Below are 26,280 nucleotides of genomic sequence, written 5' to 3' on the forward strand. Positions count from 1 at the left end.
GGCCGGTCCTACTCCGCCTCGCGCAGGTCCAGGCCGATGTCCAGGATCGGCGAGGAGTGGGTGAGGGCCCCGACGGCGAGGAAGTCGACGCCGGTCTCCGCGTAGGCGCGGGCGTTGCCCAGGGTGAGCCGGCCCGAGGCCTCCAGGAGCGCGCGGCCGTCGACGATCGCCACGGCCTCCTCGCACTCGCCGGGCGTGAAGTTGTCCAGCAGGATCAGGTCGGCGCCCGCGTCCACGACCTCGCGCAACTGGTGCAGGGTGTCGACCTCGACCTCGATCGGCACGTCCGGGAAGGCCTCCCGTACGGCCTTGAAGGCCTGCCCGACGCCGCCGGCGGCCACCACGTGGTTGTCCTTGACCAGGGCGGCGTCCGAGAGGGACATGCGGTGGTTGACGCCCCCGCCGGCCCGGACGGCGAACTTCTCCAGGGACCGCAGGCCCGGCGTCGTCTTGCGGGTGTCGCGCACCTTGGCCCCGGTGCCGTCCAGGGCGTCCGCCCACGCGCGCGTGGCGCTGGCGATGCCCGACAGGCGGCACAGCAGGTTGAGGGCGCTGCGCTCGGCGGTCAGCAGGTCGCGCGTGCGCGTGGTGACCGACAGCAGCTTCTGCCCGGCCTCGACGCGGTCGCCGTCCTCGACGTGCCGCTCCACCTCGAACTCGTCCGTGCACACCACCGAGAGCACCGCCTCGGCGACGCGCAGGCCCGCCACCACGCCGGCCTCACGCGCGGTGAAGTCGCCGGTGGCCACGGCCTCCTCGGGGATGGTCGCGACCGTCGTCACGTCCACGCCGTGGGCCAGGTCCTCCTGGATGGCCACGTTGGCGATGTCCTCGACCTCCACGGGGTCGAGTCCGGCAGCGGCCAGCAGCTCGGCGAGCGCGGGGTCCAGCCCGCACTCCAGGTACTCCTCGTCGGCGTCCGCGCCGCAGGCACAGCCGTCGCCGCAGCCTCCGTTCGAGGCGAGGGGAAGGTCTTCGGTGCTCACTTGTGTCACTGCTCCTGGGGACGGCGGGGCGCGGTGGCCTCGGGACGGGTCGGGGGGAAGTCTGCGGTGTCCGTGGTGTGCACGAGGGGCGTACGCGCGGAGTCCAGCCGTACGACGATGTGGCGGCGCCAGCGGGCGTCGTCGCGGTCGGCGTGGTCCTCGCGCCAGTGGCAGCCGCGGGTCTCCTCCCGCAGCCGGGCTGCGGCGACCAGGACCCGGGCCACGCACAGGAGGTTGGTGGCCTCCCAGGTGTCGACGCCGGGCTCGGCGGTCTTGCCGTTCTCCTCCAGCGCGCCACGGGCCTCGGCGTGCAGTTGTTCGAGCCGGTCGGCGGCCGTGGCCAGGGACGCGGCGGAGCGCAGCACGCCCGCGCCCTCGGTCATGACGCGCTGGATCGCGAACCGGGTCTCGGGGGCCAGCAGGGGGTGCGCGGGCTGCCCGGCGGGCGGGACGGGCTGCGGCACGCGCGCGTGCAGGCCGTTCTCGGACCGCTCCCGCGCGATGTCGGCGGCGATCCGCTCGGCGTAGACCAGCCCCTCGAGCAGGGAGTTGGAGGCGAGCCGGTTGGCGCCGTGGACGCCGGTGCAGGCGACCTCACCGCACGCGTACAGACCGGGCACGGTGGTCCTGCCGCAGGAGTCGGTGCGCACGCCCCCGGAGGCGTAGTGGGCGGCCGGGGCGACCGGGATCGGCTCGGTGACCGGGTCGATGCCGTGGGCGCGGCAGGCGGCCAGGATCGTCGGGAAGCGGTGCTCCCACATCGCGGCCCCGAAGTGCCGGGCGTCGAGGAACATGTGCGCGGCGCCCTGCTCCTGCATGCGGCGCGTGATGCCCTTGGCGACGATGTCCCGGGGCGCCAGCTCGGCCAGTTCGTGCTGCCCCACCATGAACCGCACGCCGTCGGCGTCGACCAGGTGGGCACCCTCGCCGCGCACCGCCTCGGAGACGAGCGGCTGCTGCCCCTCGGCGTCCGCGCCCAGGAAGAGCACGGTGGGGTGGAACTGCACGAACTCCAGGTCGGAGACCTCCGCGCCCGCGCGCAGGGCGAGCGCCACGCCGTCGCCCGTGGACACGGACGGGTTGGTGGTCGCGGAGAAGACCTGGCCCATGCCGCCGGTGGCGAGGACCACGGCGGGCGCGTGCACGGCGCCCACGCCGTCGTGCTGGCCCTCGCCCATGACGTGCAGGGTCACGCCGGCGGTGCGGCCCTCGGCGTCGGTCAGCAGGTCCAGCACGAGCGCGTTCTCGACGGTGCGCACCCCGCGCGCGCGGACCGCGTCGACGAGCGCCCGGGAGACCTCGGCGCCGGTCGCGTCACCGCCCGCGTGCGCGATGCGGCGGCGGTGGTGGCCGCCCTCGCGGGTGAGCTGGATGCCGCCCTCGTCGTCCGTGTCGAACCGCGCACCGGTGGAGATCAGGCGCCGTACGGCGTCGGGACCGTCGGTGACGAGGATCCGCACCGCCTCCTGGTCGCACAGGCCGGCGCCGGCCACCAGGGTGTCGTCCAGGTGCTGTCCGGGGGTGTCGCCCTCGCCGAGGGCCGCGGCGATGCCGCCCTGCGCCCAGCGGGTGGAGCCGTCGTCGAGGCGGGCCTTGGTGACGACGACGGTGGTCAGGCCCGCGGCCTCGCAGCGCAGGGCGGCGGTCAGGCCGGCGACACCGGAGCCGACGACCACGACGTCCGCGGCGATGGACCACCCGGGCGCGGGCGCGTGCAGTCGTATGCCTGTGCTGGTCACGAGGCGGCTCCAAGGGGTTCCCGGGGCCCTGGGGTCCCGGGGTGCTGGAAGATGAGGGGCAGGTTGTCGATCAGGCGGGTCGCCCCGACCCGGGCGGCGACGGCTAGCACGGCCTCGCCGGTGAAGTCGTCCCCGATCTCGGTGAAGTCGGACGGGTCGACGAGGGCCAGGTAGTCGAGTTCGAGCGGCGGGTCCAGGCGGGCGGCCTCGTCGAGGACCAGCCGGGCCGCCGCGCGGACGGCGTCCGCCGCGCCGGGTGACGCCTTGGCGACCGCGGCCGCGTCGGCTGCCGCGCGGGACTCCCCCAGCGCGCTCAGCGCCTCGGCACGCGCGCGCGTGGAGGGCACTTCACGGGCCCGGGCGCGCAGGGCCTCCTGGGCGGCGTGCCGGTCGCGGCCGGCGAAGAGTGCCTGGGAGAGGGCGAGAGCGGTCTGCCGTTCCCGCGGGGAGAGGTAGCGGTTGCGGCTGGACAGGGCCAGTCCGTCGTCCTCGCGGACGGTGGGGACGGCGACGATCTCCACGCCGAAGTTCAGGTCGCGCACCATGCGGCGGATCAGGGCGAGCTGCTGGGCGTCCTTCTGGCCGTACAGGGCGGCGTCGGGGCGGGTCAGGTGCAGCAGCTTGGCGACGACGGTGAGCATGCCGTCGAAGTGACCGGGGCGCGAGGCGCCCTCCAGCCGCTCGCCCATGGGTCCGGCGGTGACCCGGACCTGCGGCTCGCCGCCGGGGTAGACCTCGTCGACGGAGGGCGCGAACACCACGTCGGCGCCCGCCTGCTCGGCGATCTTGAGGTCGGCGTCCAGGGTGCGCGGGTAGCGGTCGAGGTCCTCGCCCGCGCCGAACTGGAGCGGGTTGACGAAGACGGTGACGACGACCTCGCCGTCGCCGCCGGCGAGGGCGCGCGCGGCGCGGATCAGGGTGGCGTGGCCCTCGTGCAGGGCGCCCATGGTCATCACGACGGCACGGCGGCCGGTGCGCCCGCGCGCGTGCAGCTCGTCGGAGGTGCGCAGCAGGGTGGTGGTCATCGGGCGTCTCCGTTCTCGGGCGCCGGGGTCACCGGGCGGCCTTCCTGTGCGTACTCCGGTGCTGTTGTCCGCGGTGCCGTGGCCCGCGGTGCCGCTCGGCCGGTCCGCGCGGCCGTGGGCCGCGGTGCCGTCCGGTTCGCCGAGTGCCCCGCGCGGGTCATCGGGCATCCCCTTCGCCGCCGGTCCGGCCGGGGCCGCCGGTCGCGTCGGTTCCTCCGGCCAGGACGTCCAGCAGGTCCTCGGCCAGTTCCGGCTTCAGCAGGCCGTGGGCGAGGGCGCGGTCGGCGGTGGCGCGCGCCATCGCCAGGTAGCCGGAGACGGTCTGCGGGGCGTGCCGGCGCAGCTCGGCGACGTGCGCCGCGACCGTGCCCGCGTCGCCGCGCGCGACGGGGCCGGTGAGCGCGGCGTCACCGGAGCGCAGGGCGTTGTCCAGGGCGGCGCCGAGCAGCGGGCCGAGCATCCGGTCGGGGGCCCCGACACCGGCGTCACGCAGCAGCTCCATGGACTGCGCCACCAGCGTCACCAGGTGGTTGGCGCCCAGGGCGAGCGCCGCGTGGTAGAGCGGCCGCATGTCCTCGGCGATCCACTCGGGCTCGCCGCCCATCTCGATGACCAGGGCCTCCGCGGCCAGCCGCAGCTCCTCGGGGGCGGTGACGCCGAAGGAGCACCCGGCCAGCCGCTGCACGTCCACGGCGGTGCCGGTGAAGGTCATCGCCGGGTGCAGGGCGAGCGGCAGCGCGCCCGCGCGCAGGGCCGGGTCCAGCACCTTCGCGCCGTACCGGCCGGAGGTGTGCACGAGCAGCTGGCCCGGCCGGACGGCGCCGGTCTCGGCCAGGCCCGCGACGAGAGCGGGCAGGGTGTCGTCGGGGACGGTCAGCAGCACCAGGTCGGCGCGCCGGAGCACCTCGGCGGGCGCCACCAGGGGGACACCGGGGAGCATCAGGTCGGCCCGGCGCCTGGAGGCGGCGGAGACGCCCGAGGCCGCCACCGGCCGGTGGCCCGCGAGCTGGAGGGAGGCGGCGAGCGCGGGGCCCACCCGGCCGGCGCCGACGACGCCGACGGTGAGCCGCGCGGGGCGGTCCCTGGGGACTGGCTGTTGGCTTGTACTCACGCGGCAGTGGCCTTCCGTTCCAGTCCGCTCCGGGTACCGGACGATTTCTCGTCATGTTAACGCTATCGGTGCGGCGGGCGTCCGGTTGTCCACAGGCTGTGGGTTTCGCCACGGCGGCCCGGGGACGGAAACCGGGTACCCGCCACGCCCGGCGCGCGGGATGATCCACGGCATGAGCGACAGCACGGAACAGGCAGGACAGGATCCGGCGGCCCAGGGCCCGGTGGGGCATGCCCCAGCAGGGCGCGGCGAGGCGGGGCGGGAGCGCGCAGGGCAGGAGCGCACCGAGCGGGGCGTGCGCCCGGAGGAGCCGGTGTCGGACGAGGAGCGGCGCAAGCGGTTGCGGGAACGGCGCATAGCCGTGAGCCGGGGCGCCGAGCGCGTGCTCTCGCGCTCCGGGTACCTGGGCACGCTCCGGGAGCGGCTCGCGGACCTGGACCGGGCGCGGGAGGTCTACGACCTCGACGAGCTGGCGGACTTCTACGGCAGCGGCGTCGTCGAGGCCCTGGAGGGCCGGGTCGCCGCGCTGCTCGGCAAGGACGCCGCCGCCTTCTTCCCGACCGGCACGATGGCGCAGCAGGTCGCCCTGCGCTGCTGGGCGGCGCGTACCGGGAACCCGGCCGTGGCCCTGCACGCCCTCTCCCACCCCGAGGTGCACGAACGCCAGGCCTTCAGCCAGGTCTCCGGGCTGCGCCCGGTGCGGGTGACGAACGAGCCGCGGCAGCCGACCGCCGACGAGGTGCGCGGCCTGGACGAGTCCTTCGGGACGCTGATGCTGGAGCTGCCCCTGAGAGACGCCGGTTTCGTGCTGCCCTCCTGGCAGGAGCTGACCGAGGTCGTCGCGGCGGCGCGCGAGCGGGAGGCGGTGGTGCACTTCGACGGGGCGCGCCTGTGGGAGTCCACCGAGCATCTCGGGCGGTCACTGGCAAAGATCGCGGACCTGGCCGACAGCGTGTACGTGTCGCTCTACAAGTCCCTGGAGGGTCTCGGCGGCGCCGTGCTCGCCGGGCCCGGGGAACTGATCGAGGAAGCGAAGGCCTGGCGGCACCGGTACGGCGGCACGGTCTTCCAGCAGTTCCCGACCGCCCTGTCGGCGCTGGCCGGGCTCGACCGGGAGCTGCCCCGGCTGCCCTCGTACGTGCGGCACGCGCGCGTGGTGGCCGCCGCGCTGCGCGAGGGCTTCACCGCGGCCGGGGTGCCCTGGTTCCGCGTGCATCCCGAGGTGCCGCACACGCACGAGTTCCAGGTCTGGCTGCCGTACGACGCGGACGTGCTCGCCGAGGCTGCGGTGCGGCAGGCCGAGGCGACGGGAACCCTGTTGTTCGCCCGCCCCTGGGACCGGGGCGGCCCCGGGCTCACCTTCACCGAGGTGACCGTGCGGGCCGCCGGCCTGGAGTGGGCTGCCGACGACGTGAGGGCGGCCGTCGCCGGCTTCGTCGCACGGCTGCGGGAGGAGCAAGAGGAGCAGAAGGGGCAGTAGGTGCCTGGCGTGCGGGAGGCACGGCGGACGCGCAAGGTCAGCAACCGCCAGGGCGAGACCGGTGCAGTGGCCGGCCACGGAGCAGGGCCGGCCGTGGGCGGCGGGCCGGACGCAGCAGCCGGCTCAGCGCGAGGCGCAGCCGTCCGCGGGCCGGGCGCCCGGCGAGCACCGCGCGGAAGCGCCGTTCCTCGCGCAGTCCGCGTAGCGCCTCCCGGTCGTTCAGGCCCGGCGCGGGGGGCTCCGGCTCGCCGTGCTGCCGGGCGCGGTGGACGTCGAGGAGGTACTGCTCGGTGATGCTCATGGCGTATCGCCTTCTGGGGACGCGAGAGGGAGGAACGGGAACGGCGGGGAACGGCCGGCGACGGGCTCCGCGGCCGCCCGGTCCGCTCCAGGTTGCGCCGGTGCCCGCGCGAAGTCCCGCCGATTGACGGCGGCCGTCAATCGGGGACGGCGTTGTCGGTGGCGGCGTGCACCATGAGGACATGAGCGTGCGCATCGACATCACGGGGCTGCGGCCGGAGAGGGCCGCGGCCGTGCCCTCGCCCCTGGCCGAGCTGGGCATGGCGCTGCACGCGCTGTCCGAGCCGGGGCACCACCCGGGCCTCCAGGGCTGGGCCACGGGCGTGACCGCCCGGCTCGACTCGCATCTCGCCGACCGCATGTGCGAGGCGGACTTCCTGTGGCGGACGACGTTCTCCGACCTGTTCCTGCCCTGCGCGGGCCTGCCGGGCCGGACGGCGCTGCCGGGCCAGTCCCTCGCCGAGGAGCTGGACCTGCTCGACAAGCTGTCCGACGAGCAGTTCGTGGACGCCGCCCTGGAGTTCACCTGCGCCCTGCCCTACGGCGAACCGGGCGCCGGCCCGCTCACCGACGCGGGGCTGCGCCGGCGGGCCCTGGAGCTGGCCGCGGCGCGCGGGCCGCAGCAGGTGCGCTTCAGCGAGCGCCTGCTGGCCGACCCGCCGCTCATCCGGGCGTGGCTGCGGCAGTTCCTCCAGGACTGCGACGAGGCGTTCTTCGCGGAGACCTGGTCCCGGCTGGGCCACCAGCTCGCGGCGGACGCCCGGCACAAGACGGAGCTGCTGCGCCGCCGGGGACTGGCCGAGGCGCTGGCCGCGGTGTCCCCGGCGGTCGAGCTGGACGAGGCGGCCGGCCGGATCACCGTCGACAAACTCGGTGACGGCCGTACGGCCACGGCGGACGGCGGCCTGCTGCTGATACCGACGAGCCTGGGCTGGCCGCACCTGATGGTCCTGCACCGCCACGGCTGGCAGCCGGTGCTGCACTACCCGGCCGCCTCTCCCGAGCTGTCCGCCCCGCCCTCGGTGGAGCAGCTGACCCTGCGGATGTCCGCGCTGTCCCACCCGGTGCGGATGAGGCTGTGCCGCAGCCTGGCCCGCAGCGCGTTCACCACCAGCGAGCTGACACAGGTGCACGGCATGACCGCGCCGGAGATATCCCGGCACCTGAGCGTGCTCAAGAAGGCGGGCCTGGTCACCACCCGGCGGCGCGGACGGTACGTCTACCACCAGCTCGACGTGGCGATGGTGGCCCGGCTGGGCAGCGACTTCCTGGAAGGGATACTCCGCTAGCCGTGAGGGGTGCCGGACCGGCCGGTGCCGGACCCTGCGGACCGGCAGGAACAGCCCTGGTCGGCCCGGCCGGCACCGGACCGGTCCTCCGGGCGGCCGGCACCGCAGCGGCCGGCCTGCCTGCCCCCGGTCAGTCGAACCGGATGTGCCGCATGCCGACCCCCGCCTGCCGCAGCCGGGTGCGCAGCGGGCCGCCGGTGTGGGGCCGCAGGGTCAGGCCCGCCAGGACGGCGATGCGGTCCGCGGTCTTCGGCACACTGGTGCGGTCGGTCCACAGGTGCTCGGCGAACTCCGGCTCCCGCAGCCGCTCGAGGCAGTGGTCGAGCCGCTGGACGGCCCAGCTCTCCCCGCGCGGGCCCGCGTTCTTCCCGGCGGCGTTCGGGAGCAGGTGGCCGAGGCGGCGCTCGCGCAGCCGCTTCAGGACCGTCCCGCGCTCCGCGAGCAGGGTGAAGTGCCGTACGTCGTGACCGAGTTCGCGCAGCCGTCCGACGGTCTCGGCGAAGTGGCCCGGGTCCGTGACGGTCATGGGGGCGATCACCACCCCGTCGTGCCCGGTCAGGGCCAGGTCGAGCACCTCGACCACGCCCTGCCGCCAGGACACCAGGTCCTGGAAGTCCCCCCGCTGCGCGGGCGGCAGCATGCGGTGCAGGCCGAAGCCCAGGTGCTCGGGATCGCAGATGACGCTGCCCGCCAGGCGGCGGTGGATCTCATGTGCGGTCTGTGTCTTGCCGCCCCCGAAGGGGCCGTTGATCCACAGGAGCATGCGCAGACCCTACCGGCGCCCGGGCCGGTCCTCAGCCGTGGCCGCCGGCCCGGACCAGACCCGTCTCGTAGGCGAGGACCACCACCTGTACGCGGTCGCGCAGGCCCAGTTTGGTGAGGATGCGGCCCACATGGGTCTTCACCGTGGCCTCGGACAGCACCAGCCGGGCGGCGATCTCCCCGTTGGACAGGCCCTGCGCGACCAGGATCATCACCTCGCGCTCGCGCTCGGTGAGCCGCTGCAGCTCCTTGTGCCGGGGCTCCTGACCGCCCGCGGGCAGCATCGGGGCGAACCGGTCGAGCAGGCGGCGCGTGGTGGAGGGCGCCACCACGGCGTCACCGCTGTGCACGGCGCGGATCGCGGCGAGCAGGTCACCGGGCGGCACGTCCTTGAGCATGAACCCGGAGGCGCCCGCCTTCAGCCCGGAGAAGGCGTACTCGTCGAGGTCGAAGGTGGTCAGGATCAGCACCTTGGGCGGATTCGGCTCCGAGCAGATGCGGCGGGTGGTCTCCACTCCGTCCAGCTTCGGCATGCGCACGTCCATCAGCACCACGTCGACCGCGGTGGCCCGCAGCACCTGGAGGGCCTCCACGCCGTCACCCGCCTCGGCGACGACCTCCATGTCCGGCTGGGCGGCGAGCACCATCCGGAATCCGGTGCGCAGCAGCACCTGGTCGTCGACGAGCATCACGCGGATCGTCATGGGGGTCCTCTTCCGTCAAGTGGGGCAGCGGGCGGGCGGCGCAGGGCCGGGGGCGGTGGCGGTGGCGGTGGGCGGGGCGGCTGGTCGGAGCGGGTGTGAGGCGTGCCGGCCGGGGCGCGCGTCGGCGTCGGTGCGCCGTCAGTGCGCCGGCTTGAGCGGCAACAGCGCACTGATACGGAAGCCTCCACCGGGGCGCGGCCCCGCGTCCAGCGTGCCGCCGACCATACCCACGCGCTCTCGCATCCCGATCAGGCCGTGCCCCTGTCCGTCGGCGCCGCCCTCCTCGTACAGCTCGTGCGGGGCGCCCTTGCCGTCGTCCTCGACGAGCAGCCCGAGGCCGTCGTCGAAGTACACCAGGCGCACGCTCGCACCCGCGTTCGGGCCGCCGTGCTTGCGGGTGTTGGTGAGCGCCTCCTGCACGATGCGGTACGCGGTCAGCTCGACGCCGCTGGGCAGCGGACGCGGCGTCCCCTCGACCCGGAAGTCGACCGGCAGGCCGGAGCCCCGGCACTGCTCGACCAGGTCCTCGATCTGCTCGGCGTTGGGCTGCGGGACGTACTCGCCGCCCTCCTGGTGCTCGCCGGTGCGCAGCACGCCCAGCAGTCGGCGCATCTCGGCGAGGGCCTGGCGGCCGGTGGAGGAGATGGTCTCCAGGGCCTTCCTGGCCTGGTCGGGCGCGGCGTCCATGACGTAGGCGGCGCCGTCGGCCTGCACCACCATCACCGACACGTTGTGGGCGACCACGTCGTGCAGCTCGCGCGCGATACGGGCGCGCTCGGCGGCGACCGCTACCTTGGCCTGCGCCTCGCGCTCCTTCTCCAGGCGGGCGGCCCGCTCCTCCAGTTGCGCGAAGTAGGCGCGGCGGGTGCGCATGGAGTCGCCGAGCACCCAGGCCAGGACGAACGGCACGGTGGTGAAGATCGCTATCGCGACATTGCCCGCGGCGCTGGAGTGCTGCTCGGGCCAGCGGATCTGCGCGAGCGTCGCCGCGCTCATCCCGCCGGCCAGGGCGAACCGGGAGGCCCAGCGGGCACCGATCGCGGCGACCGTGTAGATGATCACCAGCATGGCGAAGTCGCCGACCGTCGTCTCGATGTCCAGCACGAGCTGCGCCGCGCCGGTCGCCGCCGCCAGCAGCACCATCTTCTCCGGCATGCGGCGGCGCAGCGCGACCACCACGCTCAGCACGGCGGAGACCGCCAGCGCCGCGGGGACCGATCCGTGGTGGCCCGGCGTCCCGTCGACACTCACCGCGCCCAGGCCGGAGAACCCGAGCAGGACGAGGGCCCAGAAGCCGTCGACCCATGCCGGGTGCCTGCGGAGAAAGTCATAGAGACGCTGCACGTAACCCAGAGTAGGGAAGTGTGATAGGTGCATGGGTCAACCGGAGGGCCGATCCGCGCTCCCTCGGCGTACTCCGCAAGGTGGAGGCCGTGATCACCTGTACGCCTAGTCTGGCGGGGTGGCGGACGACACGAGGGCGGACGAATGGCGCGGCTGGCGCGCGGCGGCCCAGGACGCCCTGTACGGGCCGGGCGGCTTCTACCGGCGGCCCGAGGGGCCGGCCGGGCACTTCCGTACGTCGGTGCACGCCTCGCCGCTGTTCGCGACGGCCGTGGCGCGACTGCTGTGCCGGGTCGACGAGGTGCTCGGGCACCCGGCGGTGCTCGGGTTCGTGGACATGGCGGCGGGGCGCGGGGAACTGGCCGCCGGGGTGCTGGCGGCGCTGCCCGCGCGGGTGGCCTCCCGCGCGCGCGTGCACGCCGTCGAGATCGCCGCACGGCCGGACGGGCTCGATCACCGGATCGAGTGGCTGAGCGAACCGCCCCGGCGGGTCACCGGTCTGCTGTTCGCCAACGAGTGGCTGGACAACGTGCCCGTGGAGGTGGCGGAAGTGGACTCCGCGGGCGTGCCCCGGCGCGTGCTCGTACGCCGGGACGGGGCGCAGCGGCTCGGGGAGCCGGTGACGGGCGCGGACGCCCGGTGGCTGGCCCGGTGGTGGCCGCTGCCCTGCGAGCAGGGATGGCGGGCGGAGATCGGCCTGCCCCGGGACGACGCCTGGGCCGGGGCCGTCTCGTGCGTGGAGCGGGGCCTGGCGGTCGCCGTGGACTACGCGCACGTGGCGGGCGCCCGGCCGCCGTTCGGCACCCTCACGGGGTTCCGCGAGGGACGGGAGACCGGGCCCGTGCCGGACGGTTCCTGCGACATCACGGCGCACGTCGCCCTGGACGCGTGCGCCGCGCACACGCCCCCGGAGCCGGACGCGCCGGGCGCGTCCGACCGCGCACGGTCGCTCCCGCCCGCGCGCCTGCTCACGCAGCGCGCTGCACTGCGCGCCCTCGGTATCACCGGCGCACGCCCCCCGCTCACCCTCGCCTCCACGCGCCCCGCGGAGTACGTGCGCGCCCTGGCGAGCGCCGGGGAGGCCGCGGAACTCACCGCGGCGGGCGGTCTCGGCGACTTCGGCTGGCTGCTGCAGCCGGTGGGCCTCCCGGAGGCGGACGCGGCGGCCCTACTTGTCGATGTCCCCGACGACGAAGAACATTGACCCCAGGATCGCCACCATGTCCGCCACCAGCGTGCCCGGCAGCAGCTCGGTGAGGGCCTGGATGTTGTTGTACGACGCCGAGCGCAGCTTCAGCCGGTACGGCGTCTTCTCACCCTTGCTGACCAGGTAGTAGCCGTTGATGCCGAGCGGGTTCTCGGTCCAGGCGTAGGTGTGCCCCTCGGGCGCCTTGAGGACCTTGGGGAGCCGCTGGTTGACCGGCCCCGGCTCCAGGGCGGCCAGCCGGTCCAGGCAGGCGTCGGCGAGGTCGAGGGCGTTGTGGGTCTGCTCCAGCAGGCACTCGAAACGGGCCAGGCAGTCGCCCTCCTGCCGGGTGACCACCTTCAGGACGTCCGTCAGCTCCCCGTACGCCAGGTACGGCTCGTCGCGGCGCAGGTCGAGGTCGACCCCCGAGGCGCGCGCGATCGGCCCGCTCACTCCGTAGGCGTGCACGGCCTGCGGCGTCAGCGCGCCCACGCCCCGCGTGCGCCCCCGGAAGATCTCGTTGCCGAGCACCAGGTCGTCGAAGACGTCCATGCGCGAGCGCACGGCGGCCACGGCGGCACGCGCGCGCGTGGACCACCCGGCCGGCAGGTCCTCCTTCAGGCCCCCCACCCGGTTGAACATGTAGTGCATCCGGCCACCGGAGACCTCCTCCATGACGTTCTGCAGGACCTCGCGCTCCCGGAACGCGTAGAAGACCGGCGTGATGCCGCCCAGCTCCAGCGGGTAGGAGCCGAGGAACATCAGGTGGTTCAGCACCCGGTTCAGCTCCGCGAGCAGCGTGCGCGTCCACACCGCGCGGGGAGGCACCTCCATGCCGAGCATCCGCTCCACGGCGAGGACCACGCCCAGCTCGTTGGAGAACGCCGACAGCCAGTCGTGGCGGTTGGCGAGCATGATGATCTGCCGGTAGTCCCGCGCCTCGAACAGCTTCTCCGCACCGCGGTGCATGTAACCGATCACGGGCTCCGCGCGCATGATGCGCTCGCCGTCCAGCACCAGCTTCAGCCGCAGCACACCGTGCGTGGACGGGTGCTGGGGCCCGATGTTGAGCACCATGTCGGTGCTCTCCGCGGCACCGCCGATCCCGACCATGGTCTCCGTCGTGGGAGTCATGGCCCCAGTCTCCCCTACGTACGCTTGCCCCATGGAAACGGGGAGCCCGGACAACGACCGGACGGCGGGGGACGAGACGGTGTGGAACGCGCTGCCGCCCGGCCTGCTGCGGATGCGCCGGATGCTGCTGGTGGTGTGGCTGGGCACGGCCGCCGTGGCCGCCGCGACGGTGCCCGGCGCCCTGGCCGGTCCGGTGTGGTCGGCGTTCGCGGTGCTGCCCCTCGCCCTGCTGGCCTGGGGCTGGGTGCTGCTGGGGCGCAACTGGCGCTCCTGGCGGTACGCCGAGCGCGCCGACGACCTGCTGATCAGCCGGGGCGTGCTGTGGCGTGAGGAGACGGTCGTGCCGTACGGGCGGATGCAGCTGGTCGAGGTCACCTCCGGGCCAGTCGAACGGCACTTCCGCCTGGCCACCGTGCAACTGCACACGGCCGCCGCCGCCACCGACGCGACCATCCCCGGCCTCGACCCGGCCGAGGCGGAGCGGCTGCGCGACCGGCTCACCGAGCTGGGCGAGGCCCGATCGGCGGGACTGTGACGGCGGCGGGGGGCGGGGAGCCCGGCAGCGGGGACCGGGCGGACGCACCGGCCGACGAGCCCGCGGCCGCCGGTCCGGCCGCCTCCACGGCCGCACCCGCCGCGGAGTCCGTCGGCGGCCCGGGCGGCACGAAGTCCGGAAAACCGGTCGGCGGATCCGGCGGCGGCCCGGCCGGGGGGCCGTCCGCCGGTGAGCGGCGGCTGCACCCCGTGACACCGCTGCGCCGGGCGTGGGCACCGGTCGCCGTGCTCGCCGGCTGGGCCGTGCACGACCCCGGACAGGCGCACCAGCAGCTGACCCGGCTCACGACCGCCTGGCTGCTGACCGGGCTCGCGGCGCTCGTCGGGGCCGCCGCCCTCTACGGGTTCCTGTCCTGGTGGTTCACGCACTTCGCGGTGACCGACACCGAACTGCGCATACGCACCGGGCTGTTGTTCCGCCGCACCGCGCACATCCGGCTGGAGCGCATCCAGGCCGTCGACGTCACCCGGCCGCTGCTCGCTCGGGTCGCGGGCGTGGCCAAGCTGAAACTCGACGTCGTCGGAACCGACAAGAAGGACGAACTCGCCTTCCTCGGCGAGGAGGACGCCCGCGCCCTGCGCGCCGAACTCCTCGCCCGGGCTGCCGGCTTCACCCCCGAGGCCGCGCGGGAGGTCGGCGAGGCGCCCGCGCGGGAGCTCGTCCGTGTCCCCGCGCGCGTGATAGCGGTCTCGCTGCTGCTGATCGGCGCGACCTGGGGATCCCTGGTCGCCGCCCTCGTCGTGCCGTCCCTGCTGTGGCTGGCCACCCACAGCCTGTGGACGGTGCTGGCCACCGCCCTGCCCCTGCTCGGCGGGGCCGTGACGAGCAGCGTGGGACGCTTCGTGGCCGCCTACGACTGGACGGTGAGCGAGTCGCCCGACGGGCTGCGCATCGACCGGGGCCTGCTGGACCGCACCCACGAGACGGTGCCGCCGGGACGGGTGCAGACCGTACGGATCGTGGAGCCGCTGCTGTGGCGGTGCTGGAGGTCGCCCGCGCCGGACGGCACGGGGCGCGGGCGCGGCTGGGTCCGGGTGGAACTGGACGTGGCCGGATCGTCGAACTCCGTGCTGCTGCCGGTGGCGCCGCGGGAGATCGCCGAGTCGGTGATCGCGCGGGTGCTGCCGGGCGTGACGGTGCCGGAGACCGGCTCGCTGGCCCGGCCGCGCCAAAGCGCCCGCTGGTGCGCGCCGGTGCGGTGGAGGGGGTACGGAGTCGCCGCCACCGACGCGGTGTTCGCGGCCCGGCACGGACTGCTGCGGCGCCGGCTCGCGCTGGTCCCGCACGCCAAGGTGCAGAGCGTACGGCTCACCCAGGGGCCCTGGAAGCGGCTGTGGAAGGTCGCCGACGTGCACGTGGACACGGGCGCGAACAAGACCGTGACGGCACGGCTGCGGGACGCGGAGGAGGCGGCGGGGCTGCTGCGGGCGCAGGCCGAACGGTCACGGACGGGACGCCGCGGCGCCCGGCCGGACCGGTGGATGGCCCGGAACACGGCAAGGACAGAGGCCGGGGCCGGGACCGGGACCGGGATCCAGACCGGGACCGGGACCCAGACCGGGACCGACACCGGGCAGCGGTAAGGGGCGTGGCCCCTTGTGCCACGCCCCTTACCGTTTCTCTCCTGCTCGCTCCCGCTCCCTGCGGCCGTGCGGCTTCCTCGCTGTCCGCGCCGTCCGCGTCCTCTCAGGACACCGCGGTGCGCAGGCCCTGGAGGTCGATCTGTTCCGTCTCGTCGTGGGCGGTCAGGTCGATGACCTGCCCGGCGGCAGGGGCCTCGGTGTCCTCGCCGGCCGGCTTGTCCGCGGTCTCCGCCCCGGCCTCGGCTCCTGCCCCGGCCTCTGCTTCGGCCTTGTGCAGCGCGAGGGCTTCCGGGCCGACGACGTCGGCGAGGTCCTCGTTCTGGACGGCTTCCAGGGCGGCGGGCGGCGCACCCTTCTTGGCGCCGAAGAAGTCGAACCCGCCCTCGGTCACCGGACGCCGGGCGGGCGCGGGGGGCACGACGGCCACGGCGGTCGGCACGGCGTAGTGGCCGGCGGGCTGCCGGACCGGACCGCCCGGCACGGCCCCCGCCGAACCGCCCGCCTCGGACTTCCCCTGCGGATCGTCCTCCCGCGCGGGAGCTGCTTCATGGCCGGCGGCCTCGGCGGACGCCGTCGTGCGGGCGGCCCCGGCGGCTGCCTCCGTCTTCGCGGCCGCGTGTTCCGTGCGGCCGCCTTCCGCGCCGAACCGCGCCAGCGCGGCCACGGCCCGCGCGAACAGCTCCGAGCCCTCGGGGGAGAACACGGCGGGAGCCACGGCCGCCGGCACCTCCTCCGCGGAACCGGCCTCGGCGGACCCGTCCCGCACCGGACCGGCCCCCACCGGACCGGCGTCCGCGGACCCGCCCTGCGCGGACCCGGTCCCGGCGGAGCCCGCCTCCGCGGACCCGCCCTGCGCGGACGCGGCCCGGCTCGGGGCCGCCGGCAGCGCGGGCAGGTCGGCCCCGGCCTCCAGCTCCAGCAGGCGGCGGCCCTCCAGCGCGCTCGCACGCTCGGTCTCGGCCGTGGCGTACCGCCGCAGCAGCGCCGCGTGCTCGTTGCGCAGCCGCGCCAGTTCCGACCGCTTGGCCCGCAGCTTCTGGTCCAGGCGCGCCCGCAGTTCGCGCGACTCCTCGAGGTCCGACTCGAGTTCGGCGACGCGTTCCTCGAAGCGCCACTCGTCGCTCGCCCGCGCGCGCGTGAGGTCGGCCACCTTGCGGCCCGCCTGGGTGTCCCAGCGGCGCAGGACGACCGCACCGGCGACCGCCGTCACCGCGGCGGCCGCCGCGAGGGAGCGCAGGACCACCGGTGCCGTGAACATCCAGGGGCCCACGGCGCAGACGAGGGAGACGCCGGCGATCGCCGAGGGAGGCAACAGCCTGTGCAGGGGAGGGGAATGGCGGTGACGTCCACGTGGCATGGCCAGAAACTTACCGCGCGTAGGCGAATCGTGGTGGGCCGCCCCGCAAAAAGGCGGCCGTACCGAAACCTTCACAGGGCATCAGGAGTTCCCCTTCCGCATCCGTGCCCGCGCACAACCGAGTTCCGCCCCGGCACAACGCGGAGTCCGGCCGAACTCCGGATCCTTTTCAAGATCATTTCCGGCATCCTCCACTCCCTCGCGAAGATCGCTCCCGCCCGGTCTCAGCGCTCGGCCAGCCGCGCGCTGATCCACTGCAGGCTCGCCGGGATCTCCCGCTTCCAGGTGTTGAAGTTGTGACCGCCGCTGCCCAGGATGATCGACGAGATACGGGTCTTGTTCGTCGCCTTGACCGCGTCTATGAACTTCAGCGTGGACTTGTAGTTGGACTCGCCCTGCCGGCTGCTGGTGACGAGCAGGGAAGTGTCCGGAGCCGGCAGATGCTTGATGCTCCAGCCGAGGTCGGCACGATTCTTCAGATTCTTGTCGCCCTGGAAGAGATCACCCGTCGTGGGGTCGATCGGCGCCTTGTAGTAAGGCGACAGACCCACCCCCGCGCCGTACACCGCGGGATAGTGCATGGCGATTTTCAGCGCGCAGTAACCGCCCGTGGAATCACCGATGACACCCCAGCCGCCCGGCTTCCTGTCCACCCGGTAGTGGGCGCCCACCGCGTCCGGGAGATCACGGCCGAAGAACTTCTCGGTCTGCGGGCCGCCCGGGATGTCCACGCACTCGGTGTCGCGCGGCGGCGCCACCGTCGGCCGCAGCATCACCAGGATCATCGGCTGCATCCGGCCCTCCTTGGCCAGCTGCTGCGCCGTGCGCGGGTAGTTCAGCTTGCTGATGAGCGCCTGGGCGGTGCCCGGGTAGCCGGTGAGGACGACGGCCGCGGGGAACGTGCGCGTGCGGTACTGCGGCTGGAAGTACTCCGGCGGCAGGTAGATGAAGGCGGGCGAGGCGATGTGGGACGTACGCCCCACGACGTCGACCTTCTGTATCTGCCCGGTCAGCTGCGGCCGGGATCCGCCGGCCAGCTGCACCTGCTGGGTGCCCACCACCCGCAGCGGGCCGGTCGAGCCGCTCGCCGCGTGGTCGACGACGACACCCTGGTCGGTCTCCTGGCCGAACAGGTCGGCCCAGCTCGCGTAGAAGCCGAAGGCCTGGTTGGCGGCCAGGCCGACGCAGGCGAAGATCGCCGCCTGTGTGACCAGCAGGATGCCGACCCGCCCGCTGACCGACGGCCAGCTGCGCCGCGCCAGACGTGGCCACAGCCACACCGTGGCGACGAACAGCAGTACGGCGAACAGCACCGCCAGTACCAGCACCTTCTTGCTCGTGAGACCCATGAGCTCTTTCCTGCCTGCACTCGATGCCCGGCCCGCCGGCACCTCCTTGGCGCGAGCTTGCCCCGGGCTTTCCCTGGCCTTTGACCCGGATTCCGGGTGGGGAGTGAACCTTCCTCCCCCAGACACCGTCCTAGAGGGCGCAATGTCGCCGGATGCCCGGATCGGCACCGGATTCAAGGTCTCTCGCAGAACTATGGGATGCGATGTCTGTCAGGATAGATGGGGAAAAGCCGGGCGGGGTTCCGAGCCGATCGAGCCGGGTACAGCGCATACTGCGCGGTCCGCGCGCCGAGGCCGTCCCCACGCTGATCGGCCGGGCCTGCGCGGTCGTGGGCCTCCTGGACATCGCGGCAGGTGTCTTCCCGCGCTTCCGGCACAGCCGGATGCACGCCTGGGCCGAGGTACTGCCGGGCTCCTTCGGCCCGTTCGCCGCGGCCCTCTCCCTCAGCGCGGGCGTACTCCTGCTGCTCCTCGCGCACGGCCTGCGCCGGCGCAAGCGCCGTGCCTGGCGCGCCGCCGTGGTGCTGCTGCCGGCCGGCGCGGCCGCCGAGTTCGTCTACCGGCACTCCGTGGTCGGCGTCGTCATCGCCCTGGCGCTGCTGAGCCCGCTGCTGATGCACCGCAAGGAGTTCTCGGCCCTGCCGGACCCGCGCAGCAGGTGGCGTGCGCTGACCAACTTCGTGCTGATGAGCGCCGGTTCGCTGGCGCTGGGCATGCTCATCGTCAGCGTCCACGCGCACCGCATGGTCGGCGACCCGAGCGTCGCGGACCGGCTCACCCACGTCGTGTACGGCCTCTTCGGCTTCGAGGGCCCGATCGACTACCAGGGCAACACCTCCTGGACGGTCGCCTTCTCCCTGGGCGCCCTGGGCTGGATCACCGCGGTCACCACCATCTACCTGGCCTTCCGCCCCGAGCACCCGGCCGCCCGCCTGACCGAGGAGGACGAGGTCCAGCTGCGCGCCCTGCTGGCCAAGCACGGCCGCCGCGACTCGCTCGGCCACTTCGCGCTGCGCCGCGACAAGGCGGTCGTGTTCTCCCCCAGCGGCAAGGCCGCGGTGACCTACCGCGTCGTCTCCGGTGTGATGCTCGCCAGCGGCGACCCGATCGGTGACGTCGAGGCCTGGCCGGGCGCCATCGAGCGCTTCATGGACGAGGCCAAGGCCCACTCCTGGACGCCCGCCGTCATGGGCTGCTCCGAGACCGGCGGCGAGGTGTGGACCCGCGAGACCGGCCTGGACGCCCTGGAGCTGGGCGACGAGGCGGTGGTCGACGTCGCGGATTTCTCCCTCGCCGGACGCGCGATGCGCAACGTCCGTCAGATGGTCAAGCGCATCGAACGGGCCGGCTACGAAACGCGGGTGCGGCGCATCCGTGACCTCGGCGACGCCGAGCTGGAGCGCATCCGCAACGCCGCCGAGGACTGGCGCGGCACCGACACCGAACGCGGCTTCTCCATGGCGCTCGGCCGCATCGGCGACGCCGCCGACGGCGACTGCCTGATAGCCACCGCGCACAAGCAGGACGACGAGATCGGCGAGTACGGCGACCTGAAGGCGATCCTGCACTTCGTGCCGTGGGGCCAGGACGGCGTCTCCCTGGACCTGATGCGGCGCGACCGCTCCGCCGACCCCGGCATGAACGAACTCTTGATCGTGGCGGCCCTCCAGGCCGCCCCGAAGTTCGGCATCAGCCGGGTCTCGCTCAACTTCGCGATGTTCCGCTCGGCCCTGGCCCGCGGCGAGAAGATCGGGGCGGGCCCGGTGCTGCGCGCCTGGCGCGGGCTGCTGGTGTTCCTCTCCCGGTGGTTCCAGATCGAGTCGCTGTACAAGTTCAACGCCAAGTTCCAGCCCCGCTGGGAGCCGCGGTTCGTCGTCTACCGCTCCTCCTCCGACCTCGCCCGCATCGGCTTCGCCGCCATGCAGGCGGAGGGCTTCGTCACCCTGGCCCTGCCCATGCCGCGCTTCCTGCGCCGCCGCCGCTCCGCCGCCCAGCGCCCGTGCGCGCACGCGGTGGCGGAACGGGACGTCCGCGCGGCCTGACGTCCACCCGGCCCGGCATCCGCGGGGCCTGACACCGATCCGGCCCGCCGCCGGCGCGGCCCGTCCCCCGAGCGGGCCGCGCCCGGCACGGCCCGTCCCCGACGCGGCCCGCGCGACCGCCCGCCTCCCCGACCCGAGGCGGCGGCCGCCCGGGCCGCGTCCGTGCCCCGCGGACCGCCTCGTCCCCGCCGCGGCCTGCCCCGGGTCAGCGGGGTCGCCGCCGGATGCGGGGCCTACGCTGAACGTATGAGCAACCAGAGCGGGCGCGGCCGAGTGGCGGGCCTACCGGCATGGGACCGCTGCGCGGTCATGGGGGTCGTGAACGTGACCCCCGACTCCTTCTCCGACGGCGGCCGCTGGTTCGACACGACGATCGCCGCCAAGCACGGCCTCGACCTGGTGGCCCAGGGCGCCGACCTGGTCGACGTCGGCGGCGAGTCCACCCGCCCCGGCGCCACCCGCGTCGACGAGGACGAGGAGCTGCGGCGCGTCATACCCGTCGTCCGCGGTCTGGCCGCCGAGGGCGTCACGATCTCCGTCGACACCATGCGCGCCAAGGTCGCCGAGCAGGCGCTCGCGGCGGGCGCCGCCCTGGTCAACGACGTCAGCGGCGGCCTCGCCGACCCCGCCATGGTCCCCGTGGTCGCAGACGCGCAGGCGCCCTTCGTCGTCATGCACTGGCGCGGCTTCCTGCAAGGCGGCGCCGTCCAGGGCGTCTACGCCGACGTGGTCACCGAGGTCGTCGACGAGCTGCACGCGCGCGTGGAGGCCGTTCTGGAGGGCGGGATCGCCCCCGACCGCGTCGTCGTCGACCCCGGCCTCGGCTTCTCCAAGGACGCCGGGCACGACCTGACGCTCCTGGCCCACCTCGACCGCCTGCGCGGCCTGGGCCACCCCGTGCTGGTCGCCGCCTCCCGCAAGCGGTTCCTCGGCAGGGTGCTGGCCGGCCCGCAGGGCGCGCCGCCGCCCGCCCGGGAGCGCGACGCCGCGACGGCCGCCGTCTCCGCGCTCGCGGCGCACGCCGGCGCGTGGGCGGTGCGCGTGCACGAGGTGCGCGCCACGGCGGACGCGGTACGGGTGGCGCGCGCCGTGGAAGAGGCGCGCACCTCGCAAGCCCGCACCGCGGACCCGGCCCGCTCCCCAGAAGGAGCCCGGTGAGCGCCCCCCACACCGATGTCGAACAGGTCGAGGCGGCCAACACCGCCTTCTACGAGGCACTGGAGCAGGGCGACTTCGAGGAGCTGACCTCCCTCTGGCTCACCCCCTCCGACCTGGGCGTCGACGAGGAGTACCACGACCCCGCCGACACCGGCGTGATCTCCTGCGTGCATCCCGGCTGGCCGGTCCTCACCGGACGCGGCGAGGTGCTGCGCAGTTACGCGCTGATCATGGCGAACACGGACTACATCCAGTTCTTCCTGACCGACGTGCACGTCTCGGTCACCGGTGACACCGCCCTGGTGACGTGCACCGAGAACATCCTCAGCGGCGGTCCCGCGCCCGACGACGGCGACGAGCTGGGCCCGCTGGTGGGACAGCTCGTGGTCGCCACGAACGTGTTCCGGCGCACCCCTCTCGGCTGGAAGCTCTGGTCCCACCACGCCTCCCCCGTTCTGGCCGAAAACGACGGTGACGAGGAGGACGGGTCACCGTCCTGAACGGGTAGGTGACGGGCACGGACCCGGAAGTGTCCGGAATCACGGGCCAGGGGTCGCAGGCGGGCACCGGCCCGTGAGCGGCCCGGTTCTCCAGGGAAAACCCGGGGCGGCACCTGCCCGGCCCGGCTCGCCCCGGCGCCCCCGTGTCCCGGCGATGTCGGTGCCCGCAGGTAGATTCGTCGAAAGGCCGGTGTACCGCCCGCACGCGGTACGGACCGGCCGCACCGACGACTGCAGGAGTGATTCGCGTGGATCGTGTCGCGCTGCGCGGCCTGAAGGCCCGCGGGCACCACGGTGTGTTCCCCAAGGAGCGCGAGGACGGCCAGACCTTCCTCGTCGACCTCGTCCTGGGCGTGGACACCCGGCAGGCCGCGGCCGACGACGACCTGGCGAAGACGGTGCACTACGGCATCGTGGCCGAGGAGGTCGTGGCCGTGGTCGAGGGCGAGCCGGTGAACCTCATCGAGACGCTCGCCGAGCGCATCGCCCAGACCTGTCTGAAGCACGAAGGGGTCCAGGAGGTCGAGGTCTGCGTGCACAAGCCGGACGCCCCGATCACCGTCCCCTTCGACGACGTGACCGTCACCATCACCCGGAGCCGAGTATGACCCGACCTTTCCTCCAGGGTCACAGCGACCCGACCGTCCAGCCGGTGCCCGCCTCCGTCGTCGAGCAGGTCGACGCCGCCGACACCACGCTCAGCAACCCCAAACGGGCCGTGCTCTCCCTCGGCTCCAACCTGGGCAACCGCCTGGAGACCCTCCAGGGGGCCGTCGACGCCCTGGAGGACACCCCGGGCGTCCGCATCAAGGCCGTCTCCCCGGTCTACGAGACGGAGCCGTGGGGCGTGGAGCCCGGCACCCAGCCGTCGTACTTCAACGCGGTGGTGGTCCTCAAGACGACGCTGCCCCCGTCCTCCCTGCTGGAGCGGGCGCACGCCATCGAGGAGGCCTTCCACCGGGTCCGCGACGAGCGCTGGGGCCCGCGCACCATCGACGTCGACATCGTCTCCTACGCGGACGTGGTCTCCGACGACCCGGTCCTCACCCTGCCCCACCCCCGCGCGCACGAACGCGCCTTCGTCCTCGCGCCGTGGCACGACGTGGACCCCGAGGCCCTGCTCCCGGGCCGGGGCGCGGTGGCGGGCCTGCTGGCGGCGGTGACGCGCACGGGCGTGGCACCGCGCGCGGACCTGGAACTCCGGCTGCCCGAGTAGTCGTTAAGGTCGAGGAAGATCCAGACGCCCGGTCCAAGGACGGCACGGCCGGTCCGCGGCCGGGGCGCGACGAGTCGCCGGGACGCCCGAGCACGGTCCGGGGGAGCTGAAGGGACACCGTGAAAGAGCTGCGCATCAGGGTGCTGGCGGGCGTGTTCGTCGTCGCCGGAGTGCTGTCCTGGGCGGGCGCCCGCCTGTGGAACGCGGTGGGGACCCTGCCCAGCGTCCCCCTGGCCGCCCCCATCGTCCTCGGCCTGATCGCCGTGGTCCTGCTGTCCACGGCGCTGTCGCTGCGCGCCCGTCTCAGGGCGCAGCGCGAGCGCCGTCCCGGTGCCAAGGGCGTCGACCCGCTGATGGCCGCCCGCGCGGTGGTTTTCGGCCAGGCCAGCGCCCTGGTCGCGGCCCTGGTCGCCGGGATGTACGGCGGGGCGGGGGTCTTCCTGCTGGAACTGCTCGACCTGCCCACCCGCCGCGACCAGGCCATCTACGCCGGCGCGTCGGTCCTGACGGGCCTCGCGGTGATAGCTGCCGCCCTCTTCCTCGAACGGGTCTGCAAACTCCCCGAGGACGACGACCAGGACCACGGCGGCGCCGAGCCGGTGGCCTGAACCACCGGCCCGCCAGCCGTACGGCAGCGGCGCGGCGCTGCCGCTCAGCGCGCCATGATGAGGCTCATCGCCTCGTTGCGCGTCGCCGCGTCCCGCAGCTGGCCGCGCACCGCTGAGGTGATGGTCTTCGCGCCGGGCTTGCGGATGCCCCGCATCGACATGCACATGTGCTCGCACTCGACGACGACGATGACGCCCCGCGGCTCCAGGATCTCCATCAGCGAGTCGGCGATCTGGGTGGTGAGTCGTTCCTGCACCTGCGGGCGGCGGGCGTAGACGTCCACGAGACGGGCCAGCTTGGACAGGCCCGTGATCTTCCCGCTGCCGGCCGGGATGTAGCCGACGTGCGCGACCCCCCGGAACGGCACGAGGTGGTGCTCGCAGGTCGAGAACACCTCGATGTCCTTCACCAGCACCATCTCGTCGTGGCCGAGGTCGAACGTCGTCGTCAGGACGTCCTCCGGCTTCTGCCACAGCCCCGCGAATATCTCCTTGTACGCCCGCGCCACCCTCGCCGGGGTGTCCCGCAGGCCCTCGCGGTCCGGGTCCTCGCCGACCGCGATGAGGAGTTCGCGTACGGCGTTCTCGGCGCGCTTCTCGTCGAACTCGCCGATGGCTCCCTCGACGTCCAGCGTCACGGGGTCGGTCATGTGAAGCCTCGTTCCTGTCTGTCTCAGCTGCGGACATGCGAAATGCCGCGCCCCCCAGGCTAGAACCTGGGGGGCGCGGCATACATTCCGGGGCCGGTGGGCTCCGGTCAGCTCTCCGGACGGTCCTCCGGGGCCTGCTCCGTCGCCGGGGCGGGCTCCGCGGCCGTGGACTTCACGGTGCTGATCGCCGCCGTGGCGCCGTTCGCCCCGTTGGTGAGGGCCAGCTCCTTGGGGGAGAGCACCGGCGGCCGGGTGGAGGGGGTGCGGCGCGAGGAGCCGGTCCACGCGGGCCGCGGCGGGCGCTTGACGATGGGGGCGAAGATCTCGGCGATCTCCTCCTTGCCCAGCGTCTCCTTCTCCAGCAGGGCCAGGACGAGGTTGTCGAGCACGTCGCGGTTCTCGACCAGGATCTCCCAGGCCTCGTTGTGCGCGTTCTCGATGAGCTTCTTGACTTCCTCGTCCACCAGGGCGGCGACCTCTTCCGAGTAGTCGCGCTGGTGAGCCATCTCACGGCCGAGGAACGGCTCGGTGTTGTCGCCGCCGAACTTGATCGCGCCGAGACGCTCGGTCATGCCGTACTGCGTGACCATCGCGCGGGCCGTGGAAGTGGCCTTCTCGATGTCGTTCGCGGCGCCGGTGGTCGGGTCGTGGAAGACCAGCTCCTCGGCCGCACGGCCGCCGAGCATGTAGGCCAGCTGGTCCAGCATCTCGTTGCGCGTGGTCGAGTACTTGTCCTCGTCCGGCAGGACCATCGTGTAGCCGAGGGCCCGGCCGCGGGACAGGATCGTGATCTTGTGGACCGGGTCGGAGTTCGGCGAGGCCGCCGCGACCAGGGCGTGACCGCCCTCGTGGTACGCGGTGATCTTCTTCTCCTTGTCCGACATGATCCGGGTCCGCTTCTGCGGGCCCGCGACCACGCGGTCGATCGCCTCGTCCAGCATCTTGTTGTCGATCAGCTTCTGGTCGCTGCGGGCCGTGAGCAGCGCGGCCTCGTTCAGCACGTTGGAGAGATCGGCGCCGGTGAAGCCGGGGGTGCGGCGGGCGACGGCGGCCAGGTCGACGTCCTTCGCGACCGGCTTGCCCTTCTGGTGGACCTTGAGGATCTCCAGACGGCCCTGCATGTCCGGGCGGTCGACGGCGATCTGCCGGTCGAAGCGGCCGGGGCGCAGGAGGGCCGGGTCGAGGATGTCGGGCCGGTTGGTGGCGGCGATCAGGATCACGCCGCCCTTGACGTCGAAGCCGTCCATCTCGACGAGCAGCTGGTTCAGCGTCTGCTCGCGCTCGTCGTGACCGCCGCCGAGGCCGGCGCCGCGGTGGCGGCCTACCGCGTCGATCTCGTCGACGAAGACGATCGCCGGGGCGTTCGCCTTGGCCTGCTCGAACAGGTCACGGACACGGGAGGCACCGACACCGACGAACATCTCGACGAAGTCGGAACCGGAGATCGAGTAGAACGGGACCCCGGCCTCGCCCGCGACGGCACGCGCCAGCAGGGTCTTGCCGGTGCCGGGCGGGCCGTAGAGCAGCACGCCCTTGGGGATCTTCGCCCCCACGGCCTGGAACTTGGCCGGCTCCTGGAGGAACTCCTTGATCTCGTGGAGTTCCTCGACGGCCTCGTCGGCGCCCGCGACGTCCGAGAACGTCGTCTTCGGGGTGTCCTTGGTGATGAGCTTGGCCTTGGACTTCCCGAAGTTCATGACCCGGGAGCCGCCGCCCTGCATCTGGTTCATCAGGAACAGGAAGACGACCACGATGAGGACGAAGGGCAGCAGGGAGAGCAGGACACCGAGGAAGGGGTTCTGCTTGGACGGCGAGACCGTGTAGCCGTCCGGGATCTGCTTGTGCTGGTACTTGTCCTGCAGCGTGTTGGCGAGGGCTGCGCCCTGGTCGCCGATGTAGCTCGCCTGGATCTTCGAGCTGCCGGAGACCTTCTGGCCGTCCTTGAGCTCGACCTTGATGGTCTGCTCGTCGCCGGTGGTCAGCTTGGCCTGCTGGACCCGGTTGTCATTGATCGCTGCTACGACCTGGCCTGTGTCCACCGTCTTGTAGCCGCCGGACGAGCCGACGACCTGCATCAACACGACCACGGCAAGGACGGCCAGCACGATCCACATGACCGGCCCACGGAAGTATCGCTTCACGTCCATCCATACGGAGCGGTGCCGCCCCGTCCCTCCTGCCATAGTGAGTTTGATAAGACA

At 73.6% G+C, this 26,280-nt stretch carries 24 protein-coding genes; 11 read left to right on the forward strand and 13 right to left on the reverse strand.

The window, feature by feature from the left end; translation table 11 throughout:
- Positions 1-8 precede the first annotated feature (8 nt).
- The 4 genes from nadC to IG64_RS00175 form a co-directional block, all read right to left on the reverse strand.
- Positions 9-986 carry a carboxylating nicotinate-nucleotide diphosphorylase gene (gene nadC, locus IG64_RS00160; RefSeq protein WP_037850454.1) on the reverse strand — a complete coding sequence of 326 codons (978 nt, stop codon included), beginning with the start codon at positions 984-986 and terminating at the stop codon, positions 9-11.
- Positions 987-991: 5 nt separating this feature from the next.
- Positions 992-2,725: an L-aspartate oxidase gene (locus IG64_RS00165; protein WP_037850458.1), complete on the reverse strand. Its 1,734-nt coding sequence runs from the start codon at positions 2,723-2,725 to the stop codon at positions 992-994.
- Positions 2,722-3,750 carry a pantoate--beta-alanine ligase gene (gene panC / locus IG64_RS00170; protein WP_037850906.1) on the reverse strand — a complete coding sequence of 343 codons (1,029 nt, stop codon included), beginning with the start codon at positions 3,748-3,750 and terminating at the stop codon, positions 2,722-2,724. The genes IG64_RS00165 and panC overlap by 4 nt, the downstream gene beginning before the upstream one ends.
- Before the next feature lie 157 nt (positions 3,751-3,907).
- Complete coding sequence (locus tag IG64_RS00175; protein WP_037850461.1) at positions 3,908-4,861, reverse strand: Rossmann-like and DUF2520 domain-containing protein; 954 nt, start codon at positions 4,859-4,861, stop codon at positions 3,908-3,910.
- Positions 4,862-5,021: 160 nt separating this feature from the next.
- Between IG64_RS00175 and IG64_RS00180 the strand changes: the two genes are divergently transcribed.
- Positions 5,022-6,341 carry a threonine aldolase family protein gene (locus IG64_RS00180; RefSeq protein WP_420709860.1) on the forward strand — a complete coding sequence of 440 codons (1,320 nt, stop codon included), beginning with the start codon at positions 5,022-5,024 and terminating at the stop codon, positions 6,339-6,341.
- Between the two features lie 37 nt (positions 6,342-6,378).
- Here IG64_RS00180 and IG64_RS00185 read toward each other — a convergent pair whose 3' ends face one another.
- Positions 6,379-6,642 carry a hypothetical protein gene (locus tag IG64_RS00185; protein ID WP_051812180.1) on the reverse strand — a complete coding sequence of 88 codons (264 nt, stop codon included), beginning with the start codon at positions 6,640-6,642 and terminating at the stop codon, positions 6,379-6,381.
- Between the two features lie 181 nt (positions 6,643-6,823).
- Here IG64_RS00185 and IG64_RS00190 point away from each other — a divergent pair, with 181 nt between their 5' ends.
- Complete coding sequence (locus tag IG64_RS00190) at positions 6,824-7,930, forward strand: DUF5937 family protein (protein WP_037850464.1); 1,107 nt, start codon at positions 6,824-6,826, stop codon at positions 7,928-7,930.
- A 130-nt stretch (positions 7,931-8,060) separates the two neighbouring features.
- On the opposite strand, the gene IG64_RS00195 is transcribed toward IG64_RS00190, so the two are convergent.
- From IG64_RS00195 to IG64_RS00205, 3 genes are all read right to left on the reverse strand, one after another.
- Positions 8,061-8,693 carry an AAA family ATPase gene (locus tag IG64_RS00195; protein WP_037850466.1) on the reverse strand — a complete coding sequence of 211 codons (633 nt, stop codon included), beginning with the start codon at positions 8,691-8,693 and terminating at the stop codon, positions 8,061-8,063.
- Positions 8,694-8,724: 31 nt separating this feature from the next.
- Positions 8,725-9,396, reverse strand: a complete 672-nt coding sequence (locus IG64_RS00200) for a response regulator (protein ID WP_037850468.1) — start codon at positions 9,394-9,396, stop codon at positions 8,725-8,727.
- A gap of 138 nt (positions 9,397-9,534) precedes the next feature.
- Positions 9,535-10,740, reverse strand: a complete 1,206-nt coding sequence (locus tag IG64_RS00205) for a sensor histidine kinase (RefSeq protein WP_037850470.1) — start codon at positions 10,738-10,740, stop codon at positions 9,535-9,537.
- Between the two features lie 118 nt (positions 10,741-10,858).
- Here IG64_RS00205 and IG64_RS00210 point away from each other — a divergent pair, with 118 nt between their 5' ends.
- Positions 10,859-11,944, forward strand: coding sequence for an SAM-dependent methyltransferase (locus tag IG64_RS00210; RefSeq protein ID WP_037850472.1), 1,086 nt, complete (start codon positions 10,859-10,861; stop codon positions 11,942-11,944).
- Here IG64_RS00210 and IG64_RS00215 read toward each other — a convergent pair.
- Positions 11,909-13,060, reverse strand: a complete 1,152-nt coding sequence (locus tag IG64_RS00215) for an NADH-quinone oxidoreductase subunit D (RefSeq protein ID WP_037850475.1) — start codon at positions 13,058-13,060, stop codon at positions 11,909-11,911. The genes IG64_RS00210 and IG64_RS00215 overlap by 36 nt on opposite strands.
- Before the next feature lie 31 nt (positions 13,061-13,091).
- Here IG64_RS00215 and IG64_RS00220 point away from each other — a divergent pair, with 31 nt between their 5' ends.
- Together IG64_RS00220 and IG64_RS00225 are read left to right on the forward strand one after the other, a co-directional pair.
- A complete protein-coding gene (locus IG64_RS00220; RefSeq protein ID WP_037850479.1) occupies positions 13,092-13,595 on the forward strand; it encodes a PH domain-containing protein in 504 nt (167 codons plus the stop codon).
- Complete coding sequence (locus IG64_RS00225) at positions 13,592-15,199, forward strand: PH domain-containing protein (protein ID WP_234438331.1); 1,608 nt, start codon at positions 13,592-13,594, stop codon at positions 15,197-15,199. Before IG64_RS00220 ends, IG64_RS00225 begins: the two co-directional genes overlap by 4 nt.
- A 103-nt stretch (positions 15,200-15,302) precedes the next feature.
- Here IG64_RS00225 and IG64_RS00230 read toward each other — a convergent pair whose 3' ends face one another.
- A complete protein-coding gene (locus IG64_RS00230) occupies positions 15,303-16,556 on the reverse strand; it encodes a coiled-coil domain-containing protein (protein ID WP_051812183.1) in 1,254 nt (417 codons plus the stop codon).
- 224 nt (positions 16,557-16,780) lie between these two features.
- Complete coding sequence (locus IG64_RS00235) at positions 16,781-17,905, reverse strand: alpha/beta hydrolase (RefSeq protein WP_037850482.1); 1,125 nt, start codon at positions 17,903-17,905, stop codon at positions 16,781-16,783.
- Between the two features lie 203 nt (positions 17,906-18,108).
- Here IG64_RS00235 and IG64_RS00240 point away from each other — a divergent pair, with 203 nt between their 5' ends.
- The 6 genes from IG64_RS00240 (at position 18,109) to IG64_RS00265 (ending at position 23,429) form a co-directional block, all read left to right on the forward strand.
- On the forward strand, positions 18,109-19,947 hold the full coding sequence (locus IG64_RS00240) for a phosphatidylglycerol lysyltransferase domain-containing protein (protein ID WP_078883679.1): 1,839 nt from the start codon (positions 18,109-18,111) through the stop codon (positions 19,945-19,947).
- Positions 19,948-20,193: 246 nt separating this feature from the next.
- Complete coding sequence (folP, locus tag IG64_RS00245) at positions 20,194-21,105, forward strand: dihydropteroate synthase (protein WP_078883680.1); 912 nt, start codon at positions 20,194-20,196, stop codon at positions 21,103-21,105.
- On the forward strand, positions 21,102-21,605 hold the full coding sequence (locus IG64_RS00250) for a nuclear transport factor 2 family protein (protein ID WP_037850489.1): 504 nt from the start codon (positions 21,102-21,104) through the stop codon (positions 21,603-21,605). The genes folP and IG64_RS00250 overlap by 4 nt, the downstream gene beginning before the upstream one ends.
- A gap of 248 nt (positions 21,606-21,853) precedes the next feature.
- On the forward strand, positions 21,854-22,213 hold the full coding sequence (gene folB, locus IG64_RS00255) for a dihydroneopterin aldolase (protein ID WP_037850491.1): 360 nt from the start codon (positions 21,854-21,856) through the stop codon (positions 22,211-22,213).
- Positions 22,210-22,821, forward strand: coding sequence for a 2-amino-4-hydroxy-6-hydroxymethyldihydropteridine diphosphokinase (gene folK / locus IG64_RS00260; RefSeq protein WP_037850493.1), 612 nt, complete (start codon positions 22,210-22,212; stop codon positions 22,819-22,821). The genes folB and folK overlap by 4 nt, the downstream gene beginning before the upstream one ends.
- Before the next feature lie 119 nt (positions 22,822-22,940).
- On the forward strand, positions 22,941-23,429 hold the full coding sequence (locus IG64_RS00265; RefSeq protein ID WP_037850496.1) for a DUF3180 domain-containing protein: 489 nt from the start codon (positions 22,941-22,943) through the stop codon (positions 23,427-23,429).
- Positions 23,430-23,473: 44 nt separating this feature from the next.
- Here IG64_RS00265 and folE read toward each other — a convergent pair whose 3' ends face one another.
- Positions 23,474-24,079: a GTP cyclohydrolase I FolE gene (gene folE, locus IG64_RS00270; protein WP_037850499.1), complete on the reverse strand. Its 606-nt coding sequence runs from the start codon at positions 24,077-24,079 to the stop codon at positions 23,474-23,476.
- A 107-nt stretch (positions 24,080-24,186) separates the two neighbouring features.
- On the reverse strand, positions 24,187-26,226 hold the full coding sequence (gene ftsH, locus IG64_RS00275) for an ATP-dependent zinc metalloprotease FtsH (RefSeq protein ID WP_037850502.1): 2,040 nt from the start codon (positions 26,224-26,226) through the stop codon (positions 24,187-24,189).
- Positions 26,227-26,280: the final 54 nt, after the last annotated feature.

Source organism: Streptomyces sp. NRRL S-340 (genome assembly GCF_000720185.1).
Lineage (GTDB): Bacteria > Actinomycetota > Actinomycetes > Streptomycetales > Streptomycetaceae > Streptomyces.

Excerpts from the sequence above, each read along its gene's own strand:
- panC (WP_037850906.1), bottom strand. The coding sequence starts at position 3,750 with ATGACCACCACCCTGCTGCGCACCTCCGACGAGCTGCACGCGCGCGGG.
- IG64_RS00180 (WP_420709860.1), top strand. The coding sequence starts at position 5,022 with ATGATCCACGGCATGAGCGACAGCACGGAACAGGCAGGACAGGATCCG.
- IG64_RS00185 (WP_051812180.1), bottom strand. The coding sequence starts at position 6,642 with ATGAGCATCACCGAGCAGTACCTCCTCGACGTCCACCGCGCCCGGCAG.
- IG64_RS00190 (WP_037850464.1), top strand. The coding sequence starts at position 6,824 with ATGAGCGTGCGCATCGACATCACGGGGCTGCGGCCGGAGAGGGCCGCG.
- IG64_RS00195 (WP_037850466.1), bottom strand. The coding sequence starts at position 8,693 with ATGCTCCTGTGGATCAACGGCCCCTTCGGGGGCGGCAAGACACAGACC.
- IG64_RS00200 (WP_037850468.1), bottom strand. The coding sequence starts at position 9,396 with ATGACGATCCGCGTGATGCTCGTCGACGACCAGGTGCTGCTGCGCACC.
- IG64_RS00215 (WP_037850475.1), bottom strand. The coding sequence starts at position 13,060 with ATGACTCCCACGACGGAGACCATGGTCGGGATCGGCGGTGCCGCGGAG.
- IG64_RS00220 (WP_037850479.1), top strand. The coding sequence starts at position 13,092 with ATGGAAACGGGGAGCCCGGACAACGACCGGACGGCGGGGGACGAGACG.
- IG64_RS00230 (WP_051812183.1), bottom strand. The coding sequence starts at position 16,556 with ATGCCACGTGGACGTCACCGCCATTCCCCTCCCCTGCACAGGCTGTTG.
- IG64_RS00235 (WP_037850482.1), bottom strand. The coding sequence starts at position 17,905 with ATGGGTCTCACGAGCAAGAAGGTGCTGGTACTGGCGGTGCTGTTCGCC.
- IG64_RS00240 (WP_078883679.1), top strand. The coding sequence starts at position 18,109 with ATGTCTGTCAGGATAGATGGGGAAAAGCCGGGCGGGGTTCCGAGCCGA.
- folP (WP_078883680.1), top strand. The coding sequence starts at position 20,194 with ATGAGCAACCAGAGCGGGCGCGGCCGAGTGGCGGGCCTACCGGCATGG.
- folK (WP_037850493.1), top strand. The coding sequence starts at position 22,210 with ATGACCCGACCTTTCCTCCAGGGTCACAGCGACCCGACCGTCCAGCCG.
- folE (WP_037850499.1), bottom strand. The coding sequence starts at position 24,079 with ATGACCGACCCCGTGACGCTGGACGTCGAGGGAGCCATCGGCGAGTTC.
- ftsH (WP_037850502.1), bottom strand. The coding sequence starts at position 26,226 with ATGGACGTGAAGCGATACTTCCGTGGGCCGGTCATGTGGATCGTGCTG.